This is a genomic window from Halomonas sp. 7T, from assembly GCF_025643255.1.
Taxonomy (GTDB): domain Bacteria; phylum Pseudomonadota; class Gammaproteobacteria; order Pseudomonadales; family Halomonadaceae; genus Vreelandella.
Genome location: NZ_CP087112.1, coordinates 2,748,080 through 2,767,964 on the forward strand (window position 1 = coordinate 2,748,080; position 19,885 = coordinate 2,767,964).

Genomic DNA, 19,885 nt, shown 5'->3' on the forward strand with positions numbered 1-19,885 from the left:
AACAAAATAGTGTCTTAGCAGGTGATTACAAAGGTTGGCTGAATAGCCCCCAGGCCATCTACACTAAAAGCACTCTGATTTCTTTAATCACTTCACGTAAGGATACTGAGATGCATCGGCATATTGAGTGGGACAACCCAGGCAGCGCCAGCGTAGCGGAACACTTCAAAAACGATCCCGACCACATGCCGCCCTACCCTGGCGCCATTCTCTCCGCCCGCTACATGGGTAAAATTGTGCGTGTCAAAGTGGAAGCCTACCGCGAGGAGGAAGCCGTCAGCATTGGCAGCGTTGCGGCTATTCTCGACAAGCATGGCCACCGCTTTGAGACGCATCAAAAACTCAACCTTGGCGACATCGTCCGCCTACCCGACGACAAACGCGCTATGGAGCACTGGCAAGAGGATGACGAGGAAGACGATAACGCTTAAACCCAACCGCCTACCGCCCAGCGCTGCCTGGGTGGCAGCGCACTGAATACTGACCCGCTTAACAGCCGAGCGCTGTTTCTGAGCTGCCTGGGCGGCAGCGCACCGGTGCTGGTCACCGATATTTACCGCGCCATTTTTCTGAGCTGCCTGGGTGGCAGCGCACGGCTGCCAGGCGTAGTAGCCGCCCGCCGGTTTTTTCTGAGCTGCCTGGGCGGCAGCGCACCGGCCAACGGCGGCCCCCGCTGGACCATATAATTTCTGAGCTGCCTGGGCGGCAGCGCACTGCGTGATTATCCTGCGCAGAACTATCACACATTTCTGAGCTGCCTGGGCGGCAGCGCACTGAGTCCTGCTGAGCGGGAGCTCCGCCATCCCTTTCTGAGCTGCCTGGGCGGCAGCGCACTAGTCGGACTCCCCGCCAGTGCTCCAAAGCATTTTCTGAGCTGCCTGGGCGGCAGCGCACAGGTGCACGACCTTTACGGCTCTACTATTACGTTTCTGAGCTGCCTGGGCGGCAGCGCACGGGCTCAGTGATGCGTGGCAGCACCTTTTGTATTTCTGAGCTGCCTGGGCGGCAGCGCACGCCTGGGTCGTTTAAATCTGCCGCTGCTGTATTTTCTGAGCTGCCTGGGCGGCAGCGCACAGGATGGCGACGATGGCGGCGATACTGACGGCTTTCTGAGCTGCCTGGGCGGCAGCGCACCCGCTGTCACCCTCGAAATGGCGAAGCTGGAATTTCTGAGCTGCCTGGGCGGCAGCGCACGTCAAGGGCGTGAGGTTTTTACTAACGTTCGCTTTCTGAGCTGCCTGGGCGGCAGCGCACGTACCCAGCAGCGTATCCTCGCGGCCCGCTTTTTTCTGAGCTGCCTGGGCGGCAGCGCACTCTTCTAGCTCCATGTTGTCCATGGCGCTGGGTTTCTGAGCTGCCTGGGCGGCAGCGCACCACTAGCAATATGAATAATAGATTTAGAGTAATTTCTGAGCTGCCTGGGCGGCAGCGCACGTATTAAGGGATAAAATCAAGCGCCGACGAAATTTCTGAGCTGCCTGGGCGGCAGCGCACATGGCGCGCAAACCGGATGGGGAGTGGGGAATTTTCTGAGCTGCCTGGGCGGCAGCGCACTACCACCAGCGCTTAATGTATTAGCCTGTGAATTTCTGAGCTGCCTGGGCGGCAGCGCACTCATGGCGGTTCCCCTCAATCGTTATCGTATATTTCTGAGCTGCCTGGGCGGCAGCGCACGTTCCATAAGGCTACGTTTATCCCTACGCTTATTTCTGAGCTGCCTGGGCGGCAGCGCACGCTAACCCGTTTGCGTGACGAATGCCCAGGTATTTCTGAGCTGCCTGGGCGGCAGCGCACAGTGATAACCGCGCGGCCCAACTGGCGCTACTTTTCTGAGCTGCCTGGGCGGCAGCGCACACCACCATCACCACCAAAGACCGGCTGGCGTTTTTCTGAGCTGCCTGGGCGGCAGCGCACCTGACGCATGAACTTGCGGGCGTTCTTACTGCTTTCTGAGCTGCCTGGGCGGCAGCGCACCTCCATAGCGGCCAATCTCGTGGCGATGAACTTTTCTGAGCTGCCTGGGCGGCAGCGCACCACCTGCGGAACTTTATTCGTTTCCTGATTTTTTTCTGAGCTGCCTGGGCGGCAGCGCACTTTTCTGGGCCCTTGGCTAATATCGCGTTGGATTTCTGAGCTGCCTGGGCGGCAGCGCACATGCCCCTACGGCCAGCCCGGTGATCGGCTTTTTTCTGAGCTGCCTGGGCGGCAGCGCACTGCTATAAGAGCCACGCGCAGGACGTGCGGATTTTCTGAGCTGCCTGGGCGGCAGCGCACGTTGCCATCGCCGAACAAGTTAAAGTCTTTGATTTCTGAGCTGCCTGGGCGGCAGCGCACTGGCAGCAGTCCAAGGGTAATCCGTATTCGATTTTCTGAGCTGCCTGGGCGGCAGCGCACAATTGCGATTGCTGCGATGGCGAGGAAACCGATTTCTGAGCTGCCTGGGCGGCAGCGCACTCTGTGGCCTCCACTGCGGTTGATAGCGCCAATTTCTGAGCTGCCTGGGCGGCAGCGCACAGGCCATGTCCTGCCAAGTAGTGAACGTTCACTTTCTGAGCTGCCTGGGCGGCAGCGCACTTGAGGTGGCCACCGCCGCAGGAAGCATCGGATTTCTGAGCTGCCTGGGCGGCAGCGCACAGGCGTCGTTAAACATATGTCCCAATTATAATTTTCTGAGCTGCCTGGGCGGCAGCGCACCTGCTACGATTGCGAGCTATACCGGGTTTTGATTTCTGAGCTGCCTGGGCGGCAGCGCACTGTAGTCGATCTGCGTGGGCAACGCGACCGTTTTTCTGAGCTGCCTGGGCGGCAGCGCACACTAATCCGTCCGGGCTTGCGCCTAACCAGTCTTTCTGAGCTGCCTGGGCGGCAGCGCACCAGATACGCGATATTTTCTACCCGACCATTGATTTCTGAGCTGCCTGGGCGGCAGCGCACCTGCACTCACTCAAATGCTGAGCCGCGCGGCTTTTCTGAGCTGCCTGGGCGGCAGCGCACTAAGCCCATTCCTATCTTTGTGGTCAATCTGATTTCTGAGCTGCCTGGGCGGCAGCGCACTGAAAAGGGGACGGGCCGCTCTGCTGAGTCGTTTTCTGAGCTGCCTGGGCGGCAGCGCACTAGCGCAATCCTTTATCAAGCACATTTCAGCATTTCTGAGCTGCCTGGGCGGCAGCGCACATCAAGTGAAGAGAATCTTTGGCGCTCGCTTTTTTCTGAGCTGCCTGGGCGGCAGCGCACATATCTGGCTACGTCGGCGGCGTCGAGAACATTTTCTGAGCTGCCTGGGCGGCAGCGCACTAATAACCGCTGTGCCTGATATCCGGCTACCTTTTCTGAGCTGCCTGGGCGGCAGCGCACCGCTTATATCGCGGCTGGCAGTTCGTTATCAATTTCTGAGCTGCCTGGGCGGCAGCGCACAGTCACCATTGCGCGCAATCCACTATCGCTGATTTCTGAGCTGCCTGGGCGGCAGCGCACTGTTTCTGTAGGCATTTCGCCTAGCGGCAACTTTTCTGAGCTGCCTGGGCGGCAGCGCACGACGAGACGATCAGCGGGCGGGCTTATCGCCATTTCTGAGCTGCCTGGGCGGCAGCGCACGCGCGGCGCTTCATTGATTGGGTGTTCTTTTGTTTCTGAGCTGCCTGGGCGGCAGCGCACATGATCTTCATGCGTCGACGCTCCTCACTGACTTTCTGAGCTGCCTGGGCGGCAGCGCACATGCCATCGAGGAGCAATACCGCTTATCGTTATTTCTGAGCTGCCTGGGCGGCAGCGCACATAAACTCCACCAAATCACCCGCCTTCCAGTTTTTCTGAGCTGCCTGGGCGGCAGCGCACCAGATACGCGATATTTTCTACCCGACCATTGATTTCTGAGCTGCCTGGGCGGCAGCGCACCTGCACTCACTCAAATGCTGAGCCGCGCGGCTTTTCTGAGCTGCCTGGGCGGCAGCGCACTAAGCCCATTCCTATCTTTGTGGTCAATCTGATTTCTGAGCTGCCTGGGCGGCAGCGCACACGTTATCACCCTAAAAGCCAAAGGCGATGACTTTCTGAGCTGCCTGGGCGGCAGCGCACTTGACATTGTTCGTCATCAAGTTTTGGGAGTATTTCTGAGCTGCCTGGGCGGCAGCGCACTGATAAAAGTAAGATTAATGGATCATCACTATTTTCTGAGCTGCCTGGGCGGCAGCGCACTCTCCAAAGGTCAATTCATACCCGTTCTCATATTTCTGAGCTGCCTGGGCGGCAGCGCACGCTATTGACGAGAACGCCCAAGCGATATCTGATTTCTGAGCTGCCTGGGCGGCAGCGCACCGCTATACTGGAACCGCTATGCCCACGTTAATTTTCTGAGCTGCCTGGGCGGCAGCGCACACCTGGGTCTCGAAAGTCGGCTGCGCTTTTGCTTTCTGAGCTGCCTGGGCGGCAGCGCACAGAGGCGTCTGCTGCCAAAGGAGTTGATGAATTTTCTGAGCTGCCTGGGCGGCAGCGCACGCGGCATCGACACCCAAGACGACCGTTACGAATTTCTGAGCTGCCTGGGCGGCAGCGCACGCCCAGCCCCAGCGCATGGGCCTTCTGCAGCTTTTCTGAGCTGCCTGGGCGGCAGCGCACCCGGGCGGGGTGAAGTACATCATTGATTTTGTTTTCTGAGCTGCCTGGGCGGCAGCGCACTTAGCAGAACCGCACCAGAGCAGGGCGGGAAATTTCTGAGCTGCCTGGGCGGCAGCGCACGCCCTGTGGTAGTCTTAGCGCTTTTAGGAGGTTTTCTGAGCTGCCTGGGCGGCAGCGCACATTGGGATAAGCGCCGCAGCGCGGAGGGCGAATTTCTGAGCTGCCTGGGCGGCAGCGCACTAGTAGAGCCATAAAGATCATGAACCTTTACATTTCTGAGCTGCCTGGGCGGCAGCGCACTTTCGCTGTTTAACGTCGATAACCTGCTGGCATTTCTGAGCTGCCTGGGCGGCAGCGCACTAGAGCATATCAAAATTAATGTGCTGATTGTTAAAGAGCTTTAGCCGAAAAAAGCGGTATCACCCTTTTCGGAGCGATACCGCTAAGTGGTTGATTATTGGTGGCCTATTTTGATGCTAAAAAAAAGGGTCAAAACCAGGGCACCGTGGCGTTGGGGCTTAGTCCGTAATGGCTAAACGCGCCCTCCGTTGCAGAAGCGACAGGTTTACCATGTGCAATAAACAGGCTAAAACGCTGTTGGGTGGAGCGGCTATTGATCTGCACAAACGGTAGCTCAATTCGTCGAGCCGCCACCTTGGCGTAAATACCCCTCGCCTCCTCTTCGCTAATGCTGTGGCGTTTGGCGTAGCGTTTGACCCTGCTTTCACTCCCCGTATTAAACTGCTTACGCGCCACGTTGATATGCCGGACACTCTCGGGCACCGTAAGCACTTCACTCACCTGGGTGTGGTCGCGCATGCCCGTTAGCCAGTCCGCACTCATTAGCTGCTGCAAACGTGTTTGCGAGCCATGTAGGCGAAGGTACTCACCTAACGTCCGGGCTCGAACACCGTGCTTATGGCCAGGAAAACTGACGCCTACATCCACAGCCTGTAAATCAAACAGCGCCCGGTGTAGCTTGTTGTAAAGCGCGCCCATTAACATTGCCGGGGCAAAGTCAGGGTCGGGCCTTAAACGAATGTCGATATAGTGATCCATGGTTTACCCCGCTTCGCCGAATACACCGCCGCGAATCAGGGTCGCCATGACAAAGTGCTGCTGCTCAGTGGATGGCACTGAATCCTTAATCATCCAGTTATCCAGCAGTGAGTAGAAATCCGCCTTTTGCTTTGGCTGGCGATACGCTTTGCCCTGGGTAGTTACTGAACCATAAGGCTCAACGGCAATAGGGCCTAAATCTTCATCGTTCTCATTGGGATACCAGGTGTCGATGGTACGAATGGCGTTACCCAGCTTCTGCGAGTGAATACCGGCAATATCGCTGACGTGGTAAAGCGTTTTGCTTTTGTCGCCTCGGCCCCGATCAAGAATCAGCTCTTGAGAAGGGAACACTTCTTGTCCGCTACCCATGCGGACATAGGCCATCACTTCTAGCAGTAAGTGCTGCTCACCGGCCAACGCGGAGGAGATAACTCCGGCGAGTTCTTTAAGCTCGGCGGTGTCCTCAAAGGCCCGCAACGAAAGTGACAGTGCATCAAACGTCCACTCTTTGGTGGCTTTACCCTGCGCCAATTGGCGCACGCTGACTTCAACTTGCTCTGCCCCCATGCGGTTACGCCACAGAAAGCGACCATTAGCGAGGTTGTTGGCATAGCGATGCGCCAGCTCGCCAAAGCCTTGCGCTTGTTTATATTCGGCAACGGCTTGTTCCAGTTTGGCCTGATACTCAGCGTTATTACAGGCCGAAGGCGTTCCGGCACCAGCCAGTACGCGCAGGGTAAAGCGAGCAACCAGGGTATCCGCATCGTGGGGCAGCGTGGCGACATCGACCGTTTGTAGGTTGGGGTTTTCAATGGCGGCGTCTAACTTGGCGGGGTCCTGGTCTTTGGCTTTCAAGCGGTTGGAAATAGTGCCGCGTACTGACTTTTCACGCACCTCAACCGGCTGCCATTGCTGTTCATCTTGCCGCTTATCCCAGTTGCTGGCGTACAGCAGCGCATCGGAAGGGTCGAGCTTGCGCTCAAAAGCGAGGACGGAAGCAGTTTTAAGGGAATCGTTTTTAGCCATGATAAAGCTCCTTGTTTACTGTGCTGAGGCGCGAAGGTGATAGTCGTTATTAAGACGGTAGAGGCCCGCTTCTTCGTCGTTATCAACGTACCAAAGCAGGTCTTCAGGTTGCTTCATGCGGTGCGGGCTAACCCATTCACCCATGGAGTAGAGACTTTCGACAAAGCGGAACGGGGTCTTGGTATCACGGGCGTTGGCGACTTCACTTGGCTGGAAAAGATCTGAAATAGCGCCATAACCCACTGGAATGGGCACCAACCAGCCGCGATAGGGCCGCTGCGCTTGCCAAACAGGCTTCTCGTTGGGCTCGCCTTCATTTTCTAACGTGCACACATGGTTAAGACGGGAGAGGTCTAACCATGCATCCAGTAAACTGGCGTCTGGATTTTGCTGTTGCAGTGTTTGAAGGTGCTCGGTGAGGTAGTCATCCCGCAGCGTGAGGGCAAAGCCCGGCAGCCAGCGCCGCTTTAAGCGCGCGAACTTTTTTTGCCGTTTTTCTTCATCGTCATCAAATGCAACCCATTGCGGGTGTTGTTTATGGCTCGGCACGTTGCGATTGGGCACCACACTGCCACCGGCAATACGCATGCCCGATACCATCTCACTGATTTGGTGGGCGATATCCTCATGCTCGCTTTCTGCAGCGCCGGTATCAATCGCGAAGATCAGCGTGATATCCAAATGGATACGCCCTTCTTCTACAATCGCTGCCGTGCCACCTGATTTATCCACCGGGTTACGGGTCAGGTGAAAGCCACGAATGTAGCCACCCTCAGTGGCCTGGGCTTCAAAGTCATGGCAAATAACCCCAACGCGGCCTAACGAAATGGGAAGACTCGCCTCTACCAGCTTCCGTTCCAGAGCATGCATCAAGCCTACAAATGCACTCATGGCAGGAAAGCCCCAGGTCATTGGGCTGGAAATCGCGTTGGCGTTTTGCACGCGCAGGCGCGGCAGAACCAGAAGGTTTTTTACTTTACTCATCGTCATCACCACCTGGCAGGTTGGTTAAGTCTTCCATTAGGCTTTCCATCCATCGACGGTCACGATCCAGCATGGCTTGATGGGTAGCATCTTTTGCGAGTGTTTTCTGCCAGTGTCGAAATTCCACATCGCCTAATGGGAGCTTTTCACCCAACGCCGCATTGAGCCAGTTAGCAAAGCGGTGGCGAACCTCGTCTGCCCACTCCACGCTGTTTCGTGCTTCACGAAAAGCGGCATCTTGCTCGGCACGCCCCGGATCTAACCAGAAGGCTTCTTCGGCGGCCAATTCGCATTTGTCATCCGCACTCCACCCGGCGGGTAGGCTGTGCATCTGCATGGCAAACAGCGCCAGCTCATCCATCAACATGGCGGTGTAGTCATCGCGCAGGTCGCGGGTGTGCATGTCCGTGGAGGGGTTGGTCTCAAGAAACTGCTTTAGGTCTTTAACCAAACCTTTTACGCCGCCTGTGTAATAGAAAATACCAAACGGTTTAAATACTGAATCCACTTTCATCGGCAGTCGGATGTCACGCACATTCCAACTAGGTGGCATTGAGGCTAATAGATAGTTATTCCCACCCCGCTCACTATTCAGCTGTGAGATATTTTGCGGCTTGGTGCCGCCCATTTTCTGTACGGCTAGATTGGGGTAGCTGTGCACGGGTTGCTCGGCGTATTTGCCTTCCCGTTTTGCCTTACGTGTTTCTTTGGCCTCTTCGCTAAAGCGGTCATGGTTAATGGTTTGAAATACGCGGTGGGCCAGCGAGGTGGCATAGAGTGGGGCTAGTAAACGGAAGTTATCTGCGTCATTTTCTAGGTCTGCTGCATCCTCCCCCACCAGCCAATAGAGCTGTTTGCCTCGAGTATGTGAGGCGTGCTCACCCCGCGGTTCGGTAATTGCCGCAAAGGCGTTGATCCATTCTTGGGCTTGTTCGGGGTTATCGCTTAATGCTTTTGCCAACTCAGTGTCATTTTCCAGCGCACGCTCAAGCAGTGATTTCCCCTCAAATTGCAGCTTCAAGAACTTATAAACATCCAAAGCCGCGGCGTTCCCCACGACATCGCCCGTAAAATCAGCGGATAGCGCGTGGCTGCCGACAAGACGATGGTTGTTTAGCGATTCAGGAGGGGCGTAAAGATTGGAGCCTTTGGCATCCGGGTGAATAGGTTTGAGAGAATGGGTAACGACTTGCAGTTGACCAACGCGCCTTGCTGCATCGTTGATCCAGGTATCGAATTGGAACTGCTCAACCAGTGCTTGGTATTTCGGATCGTCAGGAGCTAGCTTTTCTGCCTTGGTATCGAAGCGCTCTTTTAAGAAGGCTTCGACCAATGTTCGAAGTTGCTGCCAGCTTCCGCTAGGAATGTTAGGCATTACACATCCTTTCAAACTCATATTTGGGAAACACGATAATTCGTGCCAATATAAGCCCCGAGGCAAGACACCTCGGGACGAGTTGTAAAGCGCTAAACTCTTCTAACGGAGCAATAGCCAACCACTCTCTCACCTCCTTACTGCTTCCAGCAGTTACCAGCCTGATTTTTGCCTCACCACTCGGCAGTGCCAGCTGCCGAGTGATTTCAAGAATAGACCCATCCTATAAAAATATCAACGCCTATCAACATTCACTTTTTTACATAAAAAAATAACCAGCAGCACCATCATTGAAAAATCTATAAAATGGGTTTGTAGGTTAATGATCTTGACTGCTGGAAAAGCAGCTCAGAAATATCATCATTCGCTTTATTCATGGATAAGCATCATCTGCCGCACAGGCAGCGGGCCGGTGTCTATTACCGGCCTTCATTTGCTCCGCCAAAACCCCAATACCGGGTGATACCCCCAACGCTGGTTTCTAGCCGAGGCTGTCACCGTGCCGAAGGTTCGGGCGGCACGATCAAGGGAGATATCCAAGCCTTCTGCTAAGTCCGCTAGGGCTGTTAAGTAGTCGCTGGCACCCCAAGGCTGAATCCGCTCGCCCTGCTCTTTTTCTAGCGCTACCCGCACCAGCAGGCTCTCCTCCACCGGCACGTAGAGCTTTTCGCCCCGCCTTGCGCCATCGTCTACGCGGTGTAACGTCCAGGTTTCGCCGCCTTCATCGGGCAGCAGCGCGAGGGTTATTTCAGGTTCAAGCTGCTTGCGAAACGGATCACGCTGAATCAATACACCGGTTAAATGCAGTTGCGGCATCACATGCCAGCTATAGGCCCCTAAGGGCGGCGGCTTAGGTGTTTTGCCGATTCGGAGCTCTTTTTTGGTTAACGGCTCGGCGGGCTGTTCAATCATTAACTGGTGTAGCCGCTCATGCTCTAGATCAACAAGGCTATCCTTGGCGTGAAGTGTTTCTCGCGCCAGCACGCGGGGGCGGGCATCAATTACCTTGTACTCATCTTCCGTTAATAACTCACTAAGCGAGTGGCTACTTAATCGCCATTGAAGATCTGTTTCAAAGCCAGGTTTGTGAAAGGCAGGCTTTCCAGATTGCTCTAAATGTTTGAGGTTGGTATCGAGCAGCAAAATATTGGGCGAATCACACGCCTGCTCGCGGTGTCGGCGTACACGGCCCGCTAGCTGGATAATCGAGCGCATGGAAGAAGGCTCTACTATCGCCCAGTCGTAATCGTGGTCGCGACCCACTTCAGTGACTGGCGAGCCCAGCACAATTAACAGGTGGTCGCTTTCTTCACTGCTATCCAATAGGCGGCGGATATCAGGCTGCTGAAACACGCGCTCGGGTTCGGCCCGTTGCAGCGTTTTATCTAACCGGCGCTCAATCTCTGAGCGCATCACCAACGGGTGGCGGGAGTGGTAAACGCAGAGGTGAATGCGCACACCTTCTGGCGCGCCCTGCTGAAACAGAGCCCTGGCGACATCCACTAAGGGATCAATATTAGCCATGCGAACCAAGCCAAAGCTGACGCGTTTACCCGAATGCGGGTCAATGGAGTGATGCTGCTGGTGCAGCGCCAGCGCGTGCTCGCGTAGCAGCGCTGCAACCGCGGGCCTGATCTCTTCTGGGCGTTTACCTAACGCTGGCAACGCTAAAATATCGCCACGGCGGCGCACCGGGCTAGTGGCTAAGCGCTCTAACCGGCGCTTGGCAAACGCCTGATGCGTCGTTTTGAAGGTCTCGCTGCTGGCGCAGTTTTCATGCTGGCGGTCGTGCTCGTCGAACCAGGCGCAGCAGATATCCACCGCCAAGCCCGGTTCGCCACGGTGGCGTTGAAAAGCTTCACGACCGCTGCGGTAAGCTTCATACAACCCTTCGACCAACGCAGGCGGCAAGGTGGCCGATGACAGCAGCACCCGCGATCCCAACAGCCCCGCCCAATTCACTAACCGAGTAAGCGCAGGCAGGTCGTTGATATCGAAATCGTCGATTTCGTCGAGCACTAAATCACTGCTCATTAGCCGCAGCATAGGCACGATTTGCCGTCCGCCGCGTGTGCTTTCCGTGGCGGGCACTAGATGGTCAACGGTACATACCAAAATGGGCGCAGCGATCAGCGCGCGAGTGCCCGGCTCATCGCTCAAGCGGCGCAGCACCGGGTGATTATCAAAATTACCGTCGAACACCACGTGGGCATCTTCTTCGATCAACGCCTGTTGCGACGCCGAGCCTCGGGCTTCAGCCTGCTGCTCATAGTGTTCGAATAGGGCTTTATTGGCACTTCCCCCCACGCGTACGGCGAGTTCGTCTTCTCCCAAATTCAAGCGATCTCGTAGGGCCTGGCCAGTTTGAAGCGTCAGGGTGCGTAGCCCCAGCGCAATGCTAAACCGCGCGCCCTGCTGAGGGTCAGCCAACGCATACATGATGCGCCCATTGGCGAGGGTTTTACCGCACCCGGTGGACGCCATATTAATGCCAAAAAAGCCTTGCCGTTGGCTGCGCTCCCTTAGCGATTGGGCCAGGTCAAAGGCTTTATCTTGCCAGCGAAAACGTGGGTGGCTACTGCGCTTACGGAACCCTTTGTGGCGCGCTAAACGGGGTAAGTGGCTGTCGACGCTGGGTAGCGCGCGAGCAACCGCCGCCGCATGTTTCTCAACCCCCAGAATATGCTCATCCAATGGCTGGTTGGGCTTGCCGGTTTTGCGCACAGTATTGGCAATTAACGGGTAGTTGGGTTCGCCGCGCACGCGGTGCTGGAGGTCTTCTAGGCTTGAGTAGTGGTGGTCGGCGAGCATCAGGCTTAGCCGCGCCAAGTGCATGACGTAAGGACTATCAAGCCAATGGCGTTCATTCTCCAGCCGCAACTGTAACCGCGTGGCAAGTTTGGCGGCACGTTCACGCCAGCGGGAGGTACTCAGCGGCAACCCACCGCTGAATTTCCAGTACGGTGCGATACGCTTAGGGTCTTGGGTTTCGGGAATCTCGTTCCACTCGGCATGGATAGAAGCAAACAGTCCGCCCAGCTGCTCTGCCTGAAGTGGCGCCTTTCCCCTGCCCCAGCGCCTTTCAGTATTGCCATCCTGTTCCGGCGGTTTTAACGGCAGGCGGTGGTGGCTGAGCACTAGCCAACCAAGTGCAGCAGCCAGCGGCGGCAAACGACTAAACACCGCCGATGTGGGGCTATCTAATCCGTCACGCTCTAACCCATCCAGCCAGTGCTGCTCTTGGTAGTCACCTTTAACCAGTCGCGCCAGCCAGGTGGCGTCGTCGTCACTGCCTACAAATGCTTGGAACAGGCGAAGCGATATCCACTCATGGCGGTATAAGTTGCGACCTTCCAACTTGCCTTTAAGCCGTTGCTGAAAGGCGTCGCAGGCTTTGCCCAGGTCGTGTAGTAACGCAGCAAAGGCGGTGAGCAACAGAATATCCTCGCCGTTGTGCCAGTCGTTTTCATCGCGGCGGCGCAGGATATCTCGGGCAGTGGTATTGGTGGGCACCGCGCCATTGATATTAAACCGCGAGGCATCACCCACCACCCACACCAGCTCGCTGTGGTCGTGACCCCGAATCCAGTGGCAGGCAACAGCAGTATTTTTGCGGGCGGTTTTACGCAGCAGCTTACGCAGCGTATCCAGCCCGGCCTGGGTAATCGGTGTTTGCCACGTGCGGTCGCCCCGCCGTTCGGCAAACTGGTCGAGGATACGGCGCGTTTCTTTCAGGGCATTTTTATTGCACTGGGAAATCAGCAGCACGTTCATGAATCGCCGCTCCTCAGTTCTTGCCCCAGCGCCTGGGCGATTTCCTTGAGCGTATCAATCATAAAATCGAGGGATTCGGTGCGGGTCAAGCGTTCGATGCAGGCTTGGCGGAACTCCTGCTCTTCATCGCCGCGCATGGCGGAAATGAACGCTTGGGGCAGAATCACCGCGTCTTTCACCAGGTCCGCCACATCGAACACTAGCCCACCTCGGCGGGTTTTACCGTGGAGTACCGCCAGGCCGTGGGGAATGCCCAATACCCAAGTGGCGGTCGCCGCCAAGCCGTAGGCTAAATAGTTGCCGTGATCGAGGAAGCGGTTGGCTGGGTCGGTACCCGAGCCTCGCTTAGCACGGGTGAAGTCGCCGTAGTCAACGGCGTTCACCGCCAGCTTAAACAGCGTTTTGGCTAACCGCGCTTCCAAGGTGAGCAGATCAACGGTGCTGGGGGCTTTTTTGATTGCTTCGCGATGGTGATTCAGTGCGCTATGCAGGTGGTCGGTAGAAATACTAAAGCCTGCATCTTTCATCACTCGGCTTGTCCACAGCGCTTCGATACGGGCAAGGCGGGCTTGCTGAAAGGCGCGGGCAGCATCCAGGCGTTTTACATCGTCAAACCAGAAGCGTACCCAGTATTGCAGGTACTCAGTGGGCCGATACTCGCTTTGTGGCGTCAGCCAAGCGACATCCACATCAACTTCGTTGGCAGCAAATAGCGGTGTACCGCCACCGCCACAAAATCCAACCAGTACACCGGCTTTAGCCAGCTCGCGCATGGCCGCTTGGGTAATTGAGGTGCCGGTACCTAGCAATATCGAGGTGGTGTTAGCGATGGGAATATTCCAGTAGCGCGACTTACTCCCTTCATCGGTCACGTATTCCACCCGCCCACCATTCACCAATACTCGGCAGTGCTGCAGATAGTAGAGATTCGCACGTTTAGAATGCAGGATGGTTTTAAGGTCTGACGATGCGAAATCATCCATGATTACACTCCTATTTGGCTTCACCTCATCTAATCATTCTTCATCCTGGAAGGCTATTGACCTTAGTCATACTTAGCTGACTTCAACTCCACGCAAGCCACTTAGGCTCACCGTGATACGCTTCGCGAAAATGTTTGCTGCGTAACGCTATTAGACGCGACTTGATGGCGGTTCATTGCCGCGACGTTATGAGGCAGGTTTATACGCGCAATTCCCGTGTCAGACGATTTAGCATTGTCAGTACAACCGGAGCGCGTAAAATATCGGCCTCTTTTTTTGGTTTTACCAATTGTTATGTTATAACTTATTTATTGGCTAGCGAGGACACTCTATGAGTGAGCACATGCATCGCCATAACAAGGAAGGGCCTTGTCATTTTTCGCTGATGTCGTTATCGGTCGCGAAACGCTTGGGTTTGGTGGCACTGCCGCTGGTGGGGTTATGGGGGTTGGTGATATGGGCAAGCGGGTGGCCGCTATGAGCGAGCGTTCACTCTCACGCCTGCAATTGCATGATCTACATCTTGCCCAGGGCGGACGCACGGTGCTTGAGCATGTAGATGGGGACATAAAGCCGGGTGCGATTACCGCGTTAATTGGCGCGAACGGAGCCGGCAAAAGCACGCTGATACAGGCCATTATGGGGGAGTTGCGGCCTATTAGTGGCAACGTGGTGTGCACGGTAGATAAAGCGCGCCGTGCCTGGTTGCCGCAGCAGTTAGCCCTGGATCTTACCTTTCCCATGAGTGTGGAGGAGCTGGTAATGACCGGCAGTTGGCCAAGCCATGGGGCAATGAAAGGCTACTGCGCGGCGCATTATCGCAAAGGTCGCGACATCATGGCGCGCTTGGGCATTTCCCATTTGGCCCATCGCCCGTTGGGAGAGCTTTCCGGCGGCCAGCGCCAGCGCGCGCTGATAGGCCGAACGCTGATGCAGGAAGCGGAACTTCTGTTACTGGACGAGCCGTTTGCCAACGTAGATAGCGAAACCGTCGATATTTTGATTCGCATTTTGCGCCAAATGGCTGATGAAGGCGTCACCATCATTATTGTTCTGCACGACATGGATCACCTACGCCGTCTGGCCGATGAGGTACTCATGCTTAACGGTGGCCATGGCCGATGGGTCGCCCCCAGCGCGCTCAACCACCAGCATGCACCGGCCCAAGTGGTGCCGTTTACTTTAGGAGGGCGTCATGCTGGCACTGCTTGATGCGTGGTTTGTCGCACCGTTTGATTACGGCTTTATGCGCCGCGCGGTTGTCGGCGGGCTGGCACTTTCATTGGCCGCGCCACCCCTTGGGGTTTTCTTGGTACTGCGGGGCATGAGCCTGATTGGCGATGCTATGGCCCACGCTATTTTACCTGGAGTCGCCATTGGATTTTTGCTGGCGGGCTTTTCACTGCCGGTGATGAGCGCTGGCGGTGTTCTGTTCGGCGTGATGGTGGCGCTACTGGCAGGGGCAGTATCAAAAATGGGTGGTCAGCGTGAAGATGCGGCCATGGCAAGTTTTTTTATTATCTCGCTAGCGGCGGGGGTATTGCTTATCTCTATGGGTGGCAGCAGCGTGGACTTAACCCATGTGTTGTTCGGCTCCATTTTGGCGATTAACTCCACTGCCCTGCTGTTAATTGCTGGCATTAGCACGCTGATTGTCATCACCCTGGCGATTATTTTCCGCGCGCTGGTGGTGGAGTGCTTAGACCCACTGTTTTTACGTGGGCAAAGCCGGCGTAGTAGCTGGGTACACAGCATTTTTTTAGGGTTGCTGGTGCTCAACTTAACGGCGGGCTTCCAAACCTTGGGCACATTAATGGCCGTGGGGCTAATGATGCTTCCCGCTACGGCTGCGCGGTTTTGGAGTAAGCGGCTGGAAGGCTTGATTGGTATTGCCGTGGTATTGGCCATGGTCGCCAGTACCGGTGGTTTATTAATTTCGTTTCATCTTGATACCCCCTCAGGGCCGAGCATTATTTTGCTGGCCGGGGTGGGCTATCTACTGTCGGCACTGTTCGGCCGCTACCACAGCTTAGCCGCTAAGCTGCGGCGTAAAACAACGCCGCTTGCGCTTGAATAGATGCCGTCACGTTTATTACTTAAATCGTAAGGAGTGTTGTATGTCGCTTTCCTCTTCCTCGCGCTGGCTCGTAGGTGTTTCTGCCATGCTGGCATTACCTGCTGCCATTGCTAACGAGCGGGTTAATGTTGTCACCAGTTTCTCTATTTTGGCTGATATGGTCGAAAATGTCGGTGGCGAGCACGTTAACGTTACCTCGTTGGTCGGCCCCGATGGCGATGCTCACGTTTACTCCCCTCGGCCTGGCGATGCCCGCGCGTTAGCCGAAGCAGATGTGGTCGTTTTTAACGGCCTGCTGTTTGAAGGCTGGATGGAGCGATTAATCGACGCAAGCGACTACTCGGGGGTTTTGGTAACCGCCACCGAGGGTATTAACGCCCTTGCATATAACGAGCACGATGAGCATGGTCATGACGATCATGGGCATGGACACGATGATCATGGCCACGACGACCACGGTCATGACGATCATGGGCACGGTCATGACGACCACGCAGGCCATGATGACCACGACCACGGCGATAATGACCCCCACGCGTGGCAGGACCTACAGCAAGCCAAGGTGTATGTAGCGAATATTCGTGATGCATTAATGGAAGCCGATAGCGCTAACGCCGATACTTATCAGGCCAATGCCGAACAGTACCTCGCTGAAATGGCAGAAACAGATGCAGAGATTCGCGCCCTGATTAGTGAAATACCCGCCTCTGCCAGCGTAATCACCGGGCACGACTCGTTTGGCTACTTTTCTAGCGCTTATGGGGTGAACTTCCTCTCGCCGGTTGGTCTTTCTACCGAAGCTGACCCCAGCGGCGCCAGCATGGCAGCGCTGGTGGACGTGATTGAGCAGGAAAATGTGAAGGCGCTGTTTCACGAGAATATGACCAACCAAGCGATCATCAACCAGCTTGCCGAGGAAACAGGCCTGCCCATTGCCGGTACGCTGTATGCCGACGCCCTGGCCAGTGAAGGCGAGGCCAGCACCTACTTAGGCATGATGCGACATAACGCGGATGTGCTGCATGCAGCATTGGCTGAGCCGGGTCACGACAATCATGGTCATGATGACCACGACCACGACCACGACCACGACCACGACCACGACCACGACCACGACCACGACCATCATGGTCATGATCATTAAGCCAAAAAGCTAACGACAGAATACCGCCGCTAGGCGGTATTTTTTTGCGTTGCATTTTTCCCCAGGGATGGGGAGACTTGCAGAATATTCACCCCTGCAAAGAGCCAACACCATGCGCCTAAACGCCAATTTTAGCCACTTTGCCTGTATCACCCCGGAACAGTACCGCTGGGTTGCCTCCCCCAGCGCAGGCGTGGAACGAATGATGCTGGATCGTATTGGCGACGAAGTGGCTCGCGCCACTAGCCTGGTGCGCTATGCGCCCAACAGCCAGTTCAGCCGCCATATCCACGACGGTGGTGAAGAAATTTTGGTGCTGGAAGGGGTTTTTGCCGATGAGCATGGCCGCTACCCTGCTGGCAGCTACTTACGCAACCCCATTGGAACGGGCCATACCCCACAAATAGGCGAAGAAGGCGCACTTATTCTGGTTAAACTACACCAGTTTGATGAAAACGATATATTACAGCTGGCCATACCTGCCCACCGCTTGCCCTGGCAGCCTGACCGTCGGTCGGGGATCACTTATAAAATGCTGCATACCTACCAAAACGAGCGGGTCAGTCTCGAGCGCTGGGAAAGCAATATCGCCATTGATTACCCAGCACTAACGGGCGGTTTGGAGCTGCTGGTGCTGGAAGGTTCGCTGTGCGATGAGAGCAGCGAGTACCCGGAAGGCAGCTGGTGCCGCTACCCACCAGGCGCAACCCCGCAACTTCGTGCAGGCCAGCATGGAGTTAGGATGTACGTGAAGCGTGGGCATCTTTTTGATGCCCTCTCCCACGCTAGCGCGCCAACCCCATAAATGGCAGCAAGGTGAGCAGCGCAATCAACACCACAGCCACCATGACAAGCGTGACCTGAAATGGATTGGCTATTAAGCGCCGCCATAACGTTGGCGCATCGCCCCTGGCCACAGCCTCTTCGTGCTCTTGGCGTGCGTTGGCTTGACGGTTTTTTTGATAGGCCGCCAACGCGGCCTCAGCGGCCCCCCGCTGAGCAGAGTTACGCAGCCAAATGGCATCGACTCCCAGGCGGAAAAACCCCGCCTGGGTTTCGTAAACGTCAAAGCCTTGTTCATCCAGCAGTTGGCGAACTTCCACGGCTTCTTCATCGGTGACATTTCGCAACCGAAACAGCAAATGAGCCATCGTTAGTCGCCCATGGCCGCCATGCGGTCTGCCTGAATCACTTCGATCCAGTAGCCATCCGCATCTTTTACGAAGATGACGTCCTTCATCTTGCCTTGGTCGGCACGCTTAACGAAGGTAACCTCATGCTCGTCAAACCACGTCTGGGCGGCTTCTAAATCCGGCACATGAAAACAGATGTGGCCAAACCCCTGCGGCTCGGCGTTGCCATCATGGTAGGCAAAGTCCTGCTCATTTTCGGTGCCCCAGTTGTGGGTCAGCTCCAGCAGCCCTTTCTGGCTAAACGTCCAGGCGGTGCGGTCTTGAGTCTCTTCCGGCACGCTGTCGCTTTCTTCTAGGTTGGCTAAGAAGTAGAGTGAGAACTTCATCTCTTCGAAATCCAGCCGACGCAGCACCTGCATGCCAAACACTTTGGAGTAAAACGCCAGAGCACGCTCAGGGTCTTTTACCCGCAGCATGGTGTGGTTTAAGCGAAACCCTTGGGTCTGGGGTGCGATAGGCGCAACGCCTGGGTGCTGTTCGCCTTTAAACGACATAGATCTCTCCTGCTGCTGAGTGTATGAATACAGAGTACCTTCATGGCGTCTATATTTTGACGAAGCGATGGCTTTATATAAGGCTTTAGAGTGCTGAATATCTACCCACGATAAAGCGCGGTACTGTCTTGAACGATGCTTCATGAGGGCAGCGCTTTACGAATTCTAGTCTTTACCAATGGAGTCCGCATGTCACGCGATCGTAATGTATTAGGCGAACCGCTAACGCCTTGCTGTCACTCCCCTAAAACCGGCTTTTACCGCGACGGTTTTTGCCGGGTAGGGGCCGAGGATGCAGGCGTTCACGCCGTATGCGCCATGGTGACCGAGGAGTTTTTGGCATTCTCACTCGCCCAAGGGAACGACTTAGTTACCCCACGGCCTGAGTATGCGTTTCCTGGTTTAACGCCCGGCGACCGGTGGTGCCTGTGCGCTCACCGCTGGGCCGAAGCCGCTCAGGTAGGGCTTGCGCCTCCGGTGATTCTCTCCAGCACCCATGAGCGTACGCTGGAGATTATTCCGCTAATTAAGCTACAGCAACACGCCTTGGATGCAGTGCGGTGACCCTAAAACAGGAAACTGGTCTCGCACCACTGGTAATTCTATGCAAAAACTCTACACTTACTTATCAAATGCTTTACAAAATAGTTGAGTCGCCTTTTAAGCGACTCGGAACGTTCTTAACGAAAGCGTTCTTAATTAGATAATTCTTACCGAAAACGCGTTTATCGAAACTCGTTAGCTGCCCCGTAGGCGGGGTCAATCTGGAGCTTGTCATGACTGCAATCGATATGACCCTGGGCGATCGCCTGACGCTAAAACAATTATCCTATGCGCTGCAAAATGGCTTTTCACCGATCGTGGAAGTTGAATCAATGGACGGTATTTATAAAGTCCGCTTTCATCACGCAAACGGTGTGTCTGATTTATGCAACAGCGAAGGGCGCGTTAGTACGTTTTTAGGTACCGGTGAAATACGCGACACCCTCGGGCAATTGGGATTAACTCACGGTGTGCTCACTTTTGCCGATCAGTGCGGCGACGAGATGATTGGCGTAGAAGGCAAAGCGATAACGCCAGACGAAATGCTGACGTATGGCACTCGCATTTCCTTTCGATAATTCCGCTACCGGCTTTTTTGGAAAACACTTCCGTTCAT

General features: G+C 55.6%; 15 protein-coding genes and 1 CRISPR repeat array. Of the genes, 7 read left to right on the forward strand and 8 right to left on the reverse strand.

From position 1 onward, the window contains the following. Nucleotides 1-110 precede the first annotated feature (110 nt). Nucleotides 111-431, forward strand: coding sequence for a hypothetical protein (locus LOS15_RS12825; protein ID WP_263066350.1), 321 nt, complete (start codon nt 111-113; stop codon nt 429-431). 75 nt (nt 432-506) lie between these two features. Next, a CRISPR array of direct repeats spans nt 507-4,974; the repeat unit is 28 nt; unit sequence TTTCTGAGCTGCCTGGGCGGCAGCGCAC. Nucleotides 4,975-5,103: 129 nt separating this feature from the next. Here LOS15_RS12825 and cas6f read toward each other — a convergent pair. The 6 genes from cas6f to cas1f all read right to left on the reverse strand — a co-directional run bounded on the left by cas6f (nt 5,104) and on the right by cas1f (nt 13,818). Continuing rightward, nucleotides 5,104-5,673 (reverse strand): type I-F CRISPR-associated endoribonuclease Cas6/Csy4, encoded by a 570-nt coding sequence (gene cas6f, locus LOS15_RS12830; protein ID WP_263066351.1) that lies wholly within the window; start codon nt 5,671-5,673, stop codon nt 5,104-5,106. Nucleotides 5,674-5,676: 3 nt separating this feature from the next. After that, nucleotides 5,677-6,702, reverse strand: coding sequence for a type I-F CRISPR-associated protein Csy3 (gene csy3 / locus LOS15_RS12835; RefSeq protein WP_263066352.1), 1,026 nt, complete (start codon nt 6,700-6,702; stop codon nt 5,677-5,679). A gap of 15 nt (nt 6,703-6,717) precedes the next feature. Beyond that, on the reverse strand, nt 6,718-7,686 hold the full coding sequence (gene csy2 / locus LOS15_RS12840; RefSeq protein WP_263066353.1) for a type I-F CRISPR-associated protein Csy2: 969 nt from the start codon (nt 7,684-7,686) through the stop codon (nt 6,718-6,720). Continuing rightward, nucleotides 7,679-9,061, reverse strand: a complete 1,383-nt coding sequence (csy1, locus tag LOS15_RS12845) for a type I-F CRISPR-associated protein Csy1 (RefSeq protein ID WP_263066354.1) — start codon at nt 9,059-9,061, stop codon at nt 7,679-7,681. Before csy1 ends, csy2 begins: the two co-directional genes overlap by 8 nt. A 429-nt stretch (nt 9,062-9,490) precedes the next feature. Further along, nucleotides 9,491-12,835, reverse strand: a complete 3,345-nt coding sequence (gene cas3f, locus LOS15_RS12850; protein WP_263066355.1) for a type I-F CRISPR-associated helicase Cas3f — start codon at nt 12,833-12,835, stop codon at nt 9,491-9,493. Further along, nucleotides 12,832-13,818, reverse strand: coding sequence for a type I-F CRISPR-associated endonuclease Cas1f (cas1f, locus tag LOS15_RS12855; protein ID WP_263066356.1), 987 nt, complete (start codon nt 13,816-13,818; stop codon nt 12,832-12,834). The genes cas3f and cas1f overlap by 4 nt, the downstream gene beginning before the upstream one ends. Before the next feature lie 477 nt (nt 13,819-14,295). Between cas1f and LOS15_RS12860 the strand changes: the two genes are divergently transcribed. The 4 genes from LOS15_RS12860 to LOS15_RS12875 all read left to right on the forward strand — a co-directional run bounded on the left by LOS15_RS12860 (nt 14,296) and on the right by LOS15_RS12875 (nt 17,844). Further along, on the forward strand, nt 14,296-15,030 hold the full coding sequence (locus LOS15_RS12860) for a metal ABC transporter ATP-binding protein (protein WP_263069732.1): 735 nt from the start codon (nt 14,296-14,298) through the stop codon (nt 15,028-15,030). Then, entirely contained in the window at nt 15,014-15,895 is an 882-nt protein-coding gene (locus LOS15_RS12865; RefSeq protein ID WP_263066357.1) for a metal ABC transporter permease, read from the forward strand. Before LOS15_RS12860 ends, LOS15_RS12865 begins: the two co-directional genes overlap by 17 nt. 40 nt (nt 15,896-15,935) lie before the next feature. Next, entirely contained in the window at nt 15,936-17,039 is a 1,104-nt protein-coding gene (locus LOS15_RS12870) for a metal ABC transporter solute-binding protein, Zn/Mn family (RefSeq protein WP_263066358.1), read from the forward strand. A gap of 112 nt (nt 17,040-17,151) precedes the next feature. Further along, on the forward strand, nt 17,152-17,844 hold the full coding sequence (locus tag LOS15_RS12875; RefSeq protein ID WP_263066359.1) for a cupin domain-containing protein: 693 nt from the start codon (nt 17,152-17,154) through the stop codon (nt 17,842-17,844). On the opposite strand, the gene LOS15_RS12880 is transcribed toward LOS15_RS12875, so the two are convergent. Together LOS15_RS12880 and gloA are read right to left on the reverse strand one after the other, a co-directional pair. Next, nucleotides 17,825-18,190 (reverse strand): DUF6164 family protein, encoded by a 366-nt coding sequence (locus tag LOS15_RS12880; RefSeq protein ID WP_263066360.1) that lies wholly within the window; start codon nt 18,188-18,190, stop codon nt 17,825-17,827. The genes LOS15_RS12875 and LOS15_RS12880 overlap by 20 nt on opposite strands. A 2-nt stretch (nt 18,191-18,192) precedes the next feature. Then, nucleotides 18,193-18,726 (reverse strand): lactoylglutathione lyase, encoded by a 534-nt coding sequence (gene gloA, locus LOS15_RS12885; protein ID WP_263066361.1) that lies wholly within the window; start codon nt 18,724-18,726, stop codon nt 18,193-18,195. A 189-nt stretch (nt 18,727-18,915) separates the two neighbouring features. On the opposite strand from gloA, the gene LOS15_RS12890 reads away from it, so the two are divergent. Beyond that, complete coding sequence (locus LOS15_RS12890; protein WP_263066362.1) at nt 18,916-19,290, forward strand: DUF2237 family protein; 375 nt, start codon at nt 18,916-18,918, stop codon at nt 19,288-19,290. 212 nt (nt 19,291-19,502) lie between these two features. Beyond that, nucleotides 19,503-19,847 carry a hypothetical protein gene (locus LOS15_RS12895; protein ID WP_263066363.1) on the forward strand — a complete coding sequence of 115 codons (345 nt, stop codon included), beginning with the start codon at nt 19,503-19,505 and terminating at the stop codon, nt 19,845-19,847. The last annotated feature ends 38 nt before the right edge of the window (nt 19,848-19,885 follow it).

What these genes read in the sequence shown, in the direction of transcription:
- LOS15_RS12895 (WP_263066363.1), top strand. Translation starts at nt 19,503, where the DNA reads ATGACTGCAATCGATATGACCCTGGGCGATCGCCTGACGCTAAAACAA.
- csy1 (WP_263066354.1), bottom strand. Translation starts at nt 9,061, where the DNA reads ATGCCTAACATTCCTAGCGGAAGCTGGCAGCAACTTCGAACATTGGTC.
- cas6f (WP_263066351.1), bottom strand. Translation starts at nt 5,673, where the DNA reads ATGGATCACTATATCGACATTCGTTTAAGGCCCGACCCTGACTTTGCC.
- cas3f (WP_263066355.1), bottom strand. Translation starts at nt 12,835, where the DNA reads ATGAACGTGCTGCTGATTTCCCAGTGCAATAAAAATGCCCTGAAAGAA.
- LOS15_RS12880 (WP_263066360.1), bottom strand. Translation starts at nt 18,190, where the DNA reads ATGGCTCATTTGCTGTTTCGGTTGCGAAATGTCACCGATGAAGAAGCC.
- LOS15_RS12870 (WP_263066358.1), top strand. Translation starts at nt 15,936, where the DNA reads ATGTCGCTTTCCTCTTCCTCGCGCTGGCTCGTAGGTGTTTCTGCCATG.
- csy3 (WP_263066352.1), bottom strand. Translation starts at nt 6,702, where the DNA reads ATGGCTAAAAACGATTCCCTTAAAACTGCTTCCGTCCTCGCTTTTGAG.
- LOS15_RS12875 (WP_263066359.1), top strand. Translation starts at nt 17,152, where the DNA reads ATGCGCCTAAACGCCAATTTTAGCCACTTTGCCTGTATCACCCCGGAA.
- cas1f (WP_263066356.1), bottom strand. Translation starts at nt 13,818, where the DNA reads ATGGATGATTTCGCATCGTCAGACCTTAAAACCATCCTGCATTCTAAA.
- LOS15_RS12865 (WP_263066357.1), top strand. Translation starts at nt 15,014, where the DNA reads ATGCTGGCACTGCTTGATGCGTGGTTTGTCGCACCGTTTGATTACGGC.
- csy2 (WP_263066353.1), bottom strand. Translation starts at nt 7,686, where the DNA reads ATGAGTAAAGTAAAAAACCTTCTGGTTCTGCCGCGCCTGCGCGTGCAA.
- LOS15_RS12890 (WP_263066362.1), top strand. Translation starts at nt 18,916, where the DNA reads ATGTCACGCGATCGTAATGTATTAGGCGAACCGCTAACGCCTTGCTGT.
- LOS15_RS12825 (WP_263066350.1), top strand. Translation starts at nt 111, where the DNA reads ATGCATCGGCATATTGAGTGGGACAACCCAGGCAGCGCCAGCGTAGCG.
- gloA (WP_263066361.1), bottom strand. Translation starts at nt 18,726, where the DNA reads ATGTCGTTTAAAGGCGAACAGCACCCAGGCGTTGCGCCTATCGCACCC.
- LOS15_RS12860 (WP_263069732.1), top strand. Translation starts at nt 14,296, where the DNA reads ATGAGCGAGCGTTCACTCTCACGCCTGCAATTGCATGATCTACATCTT.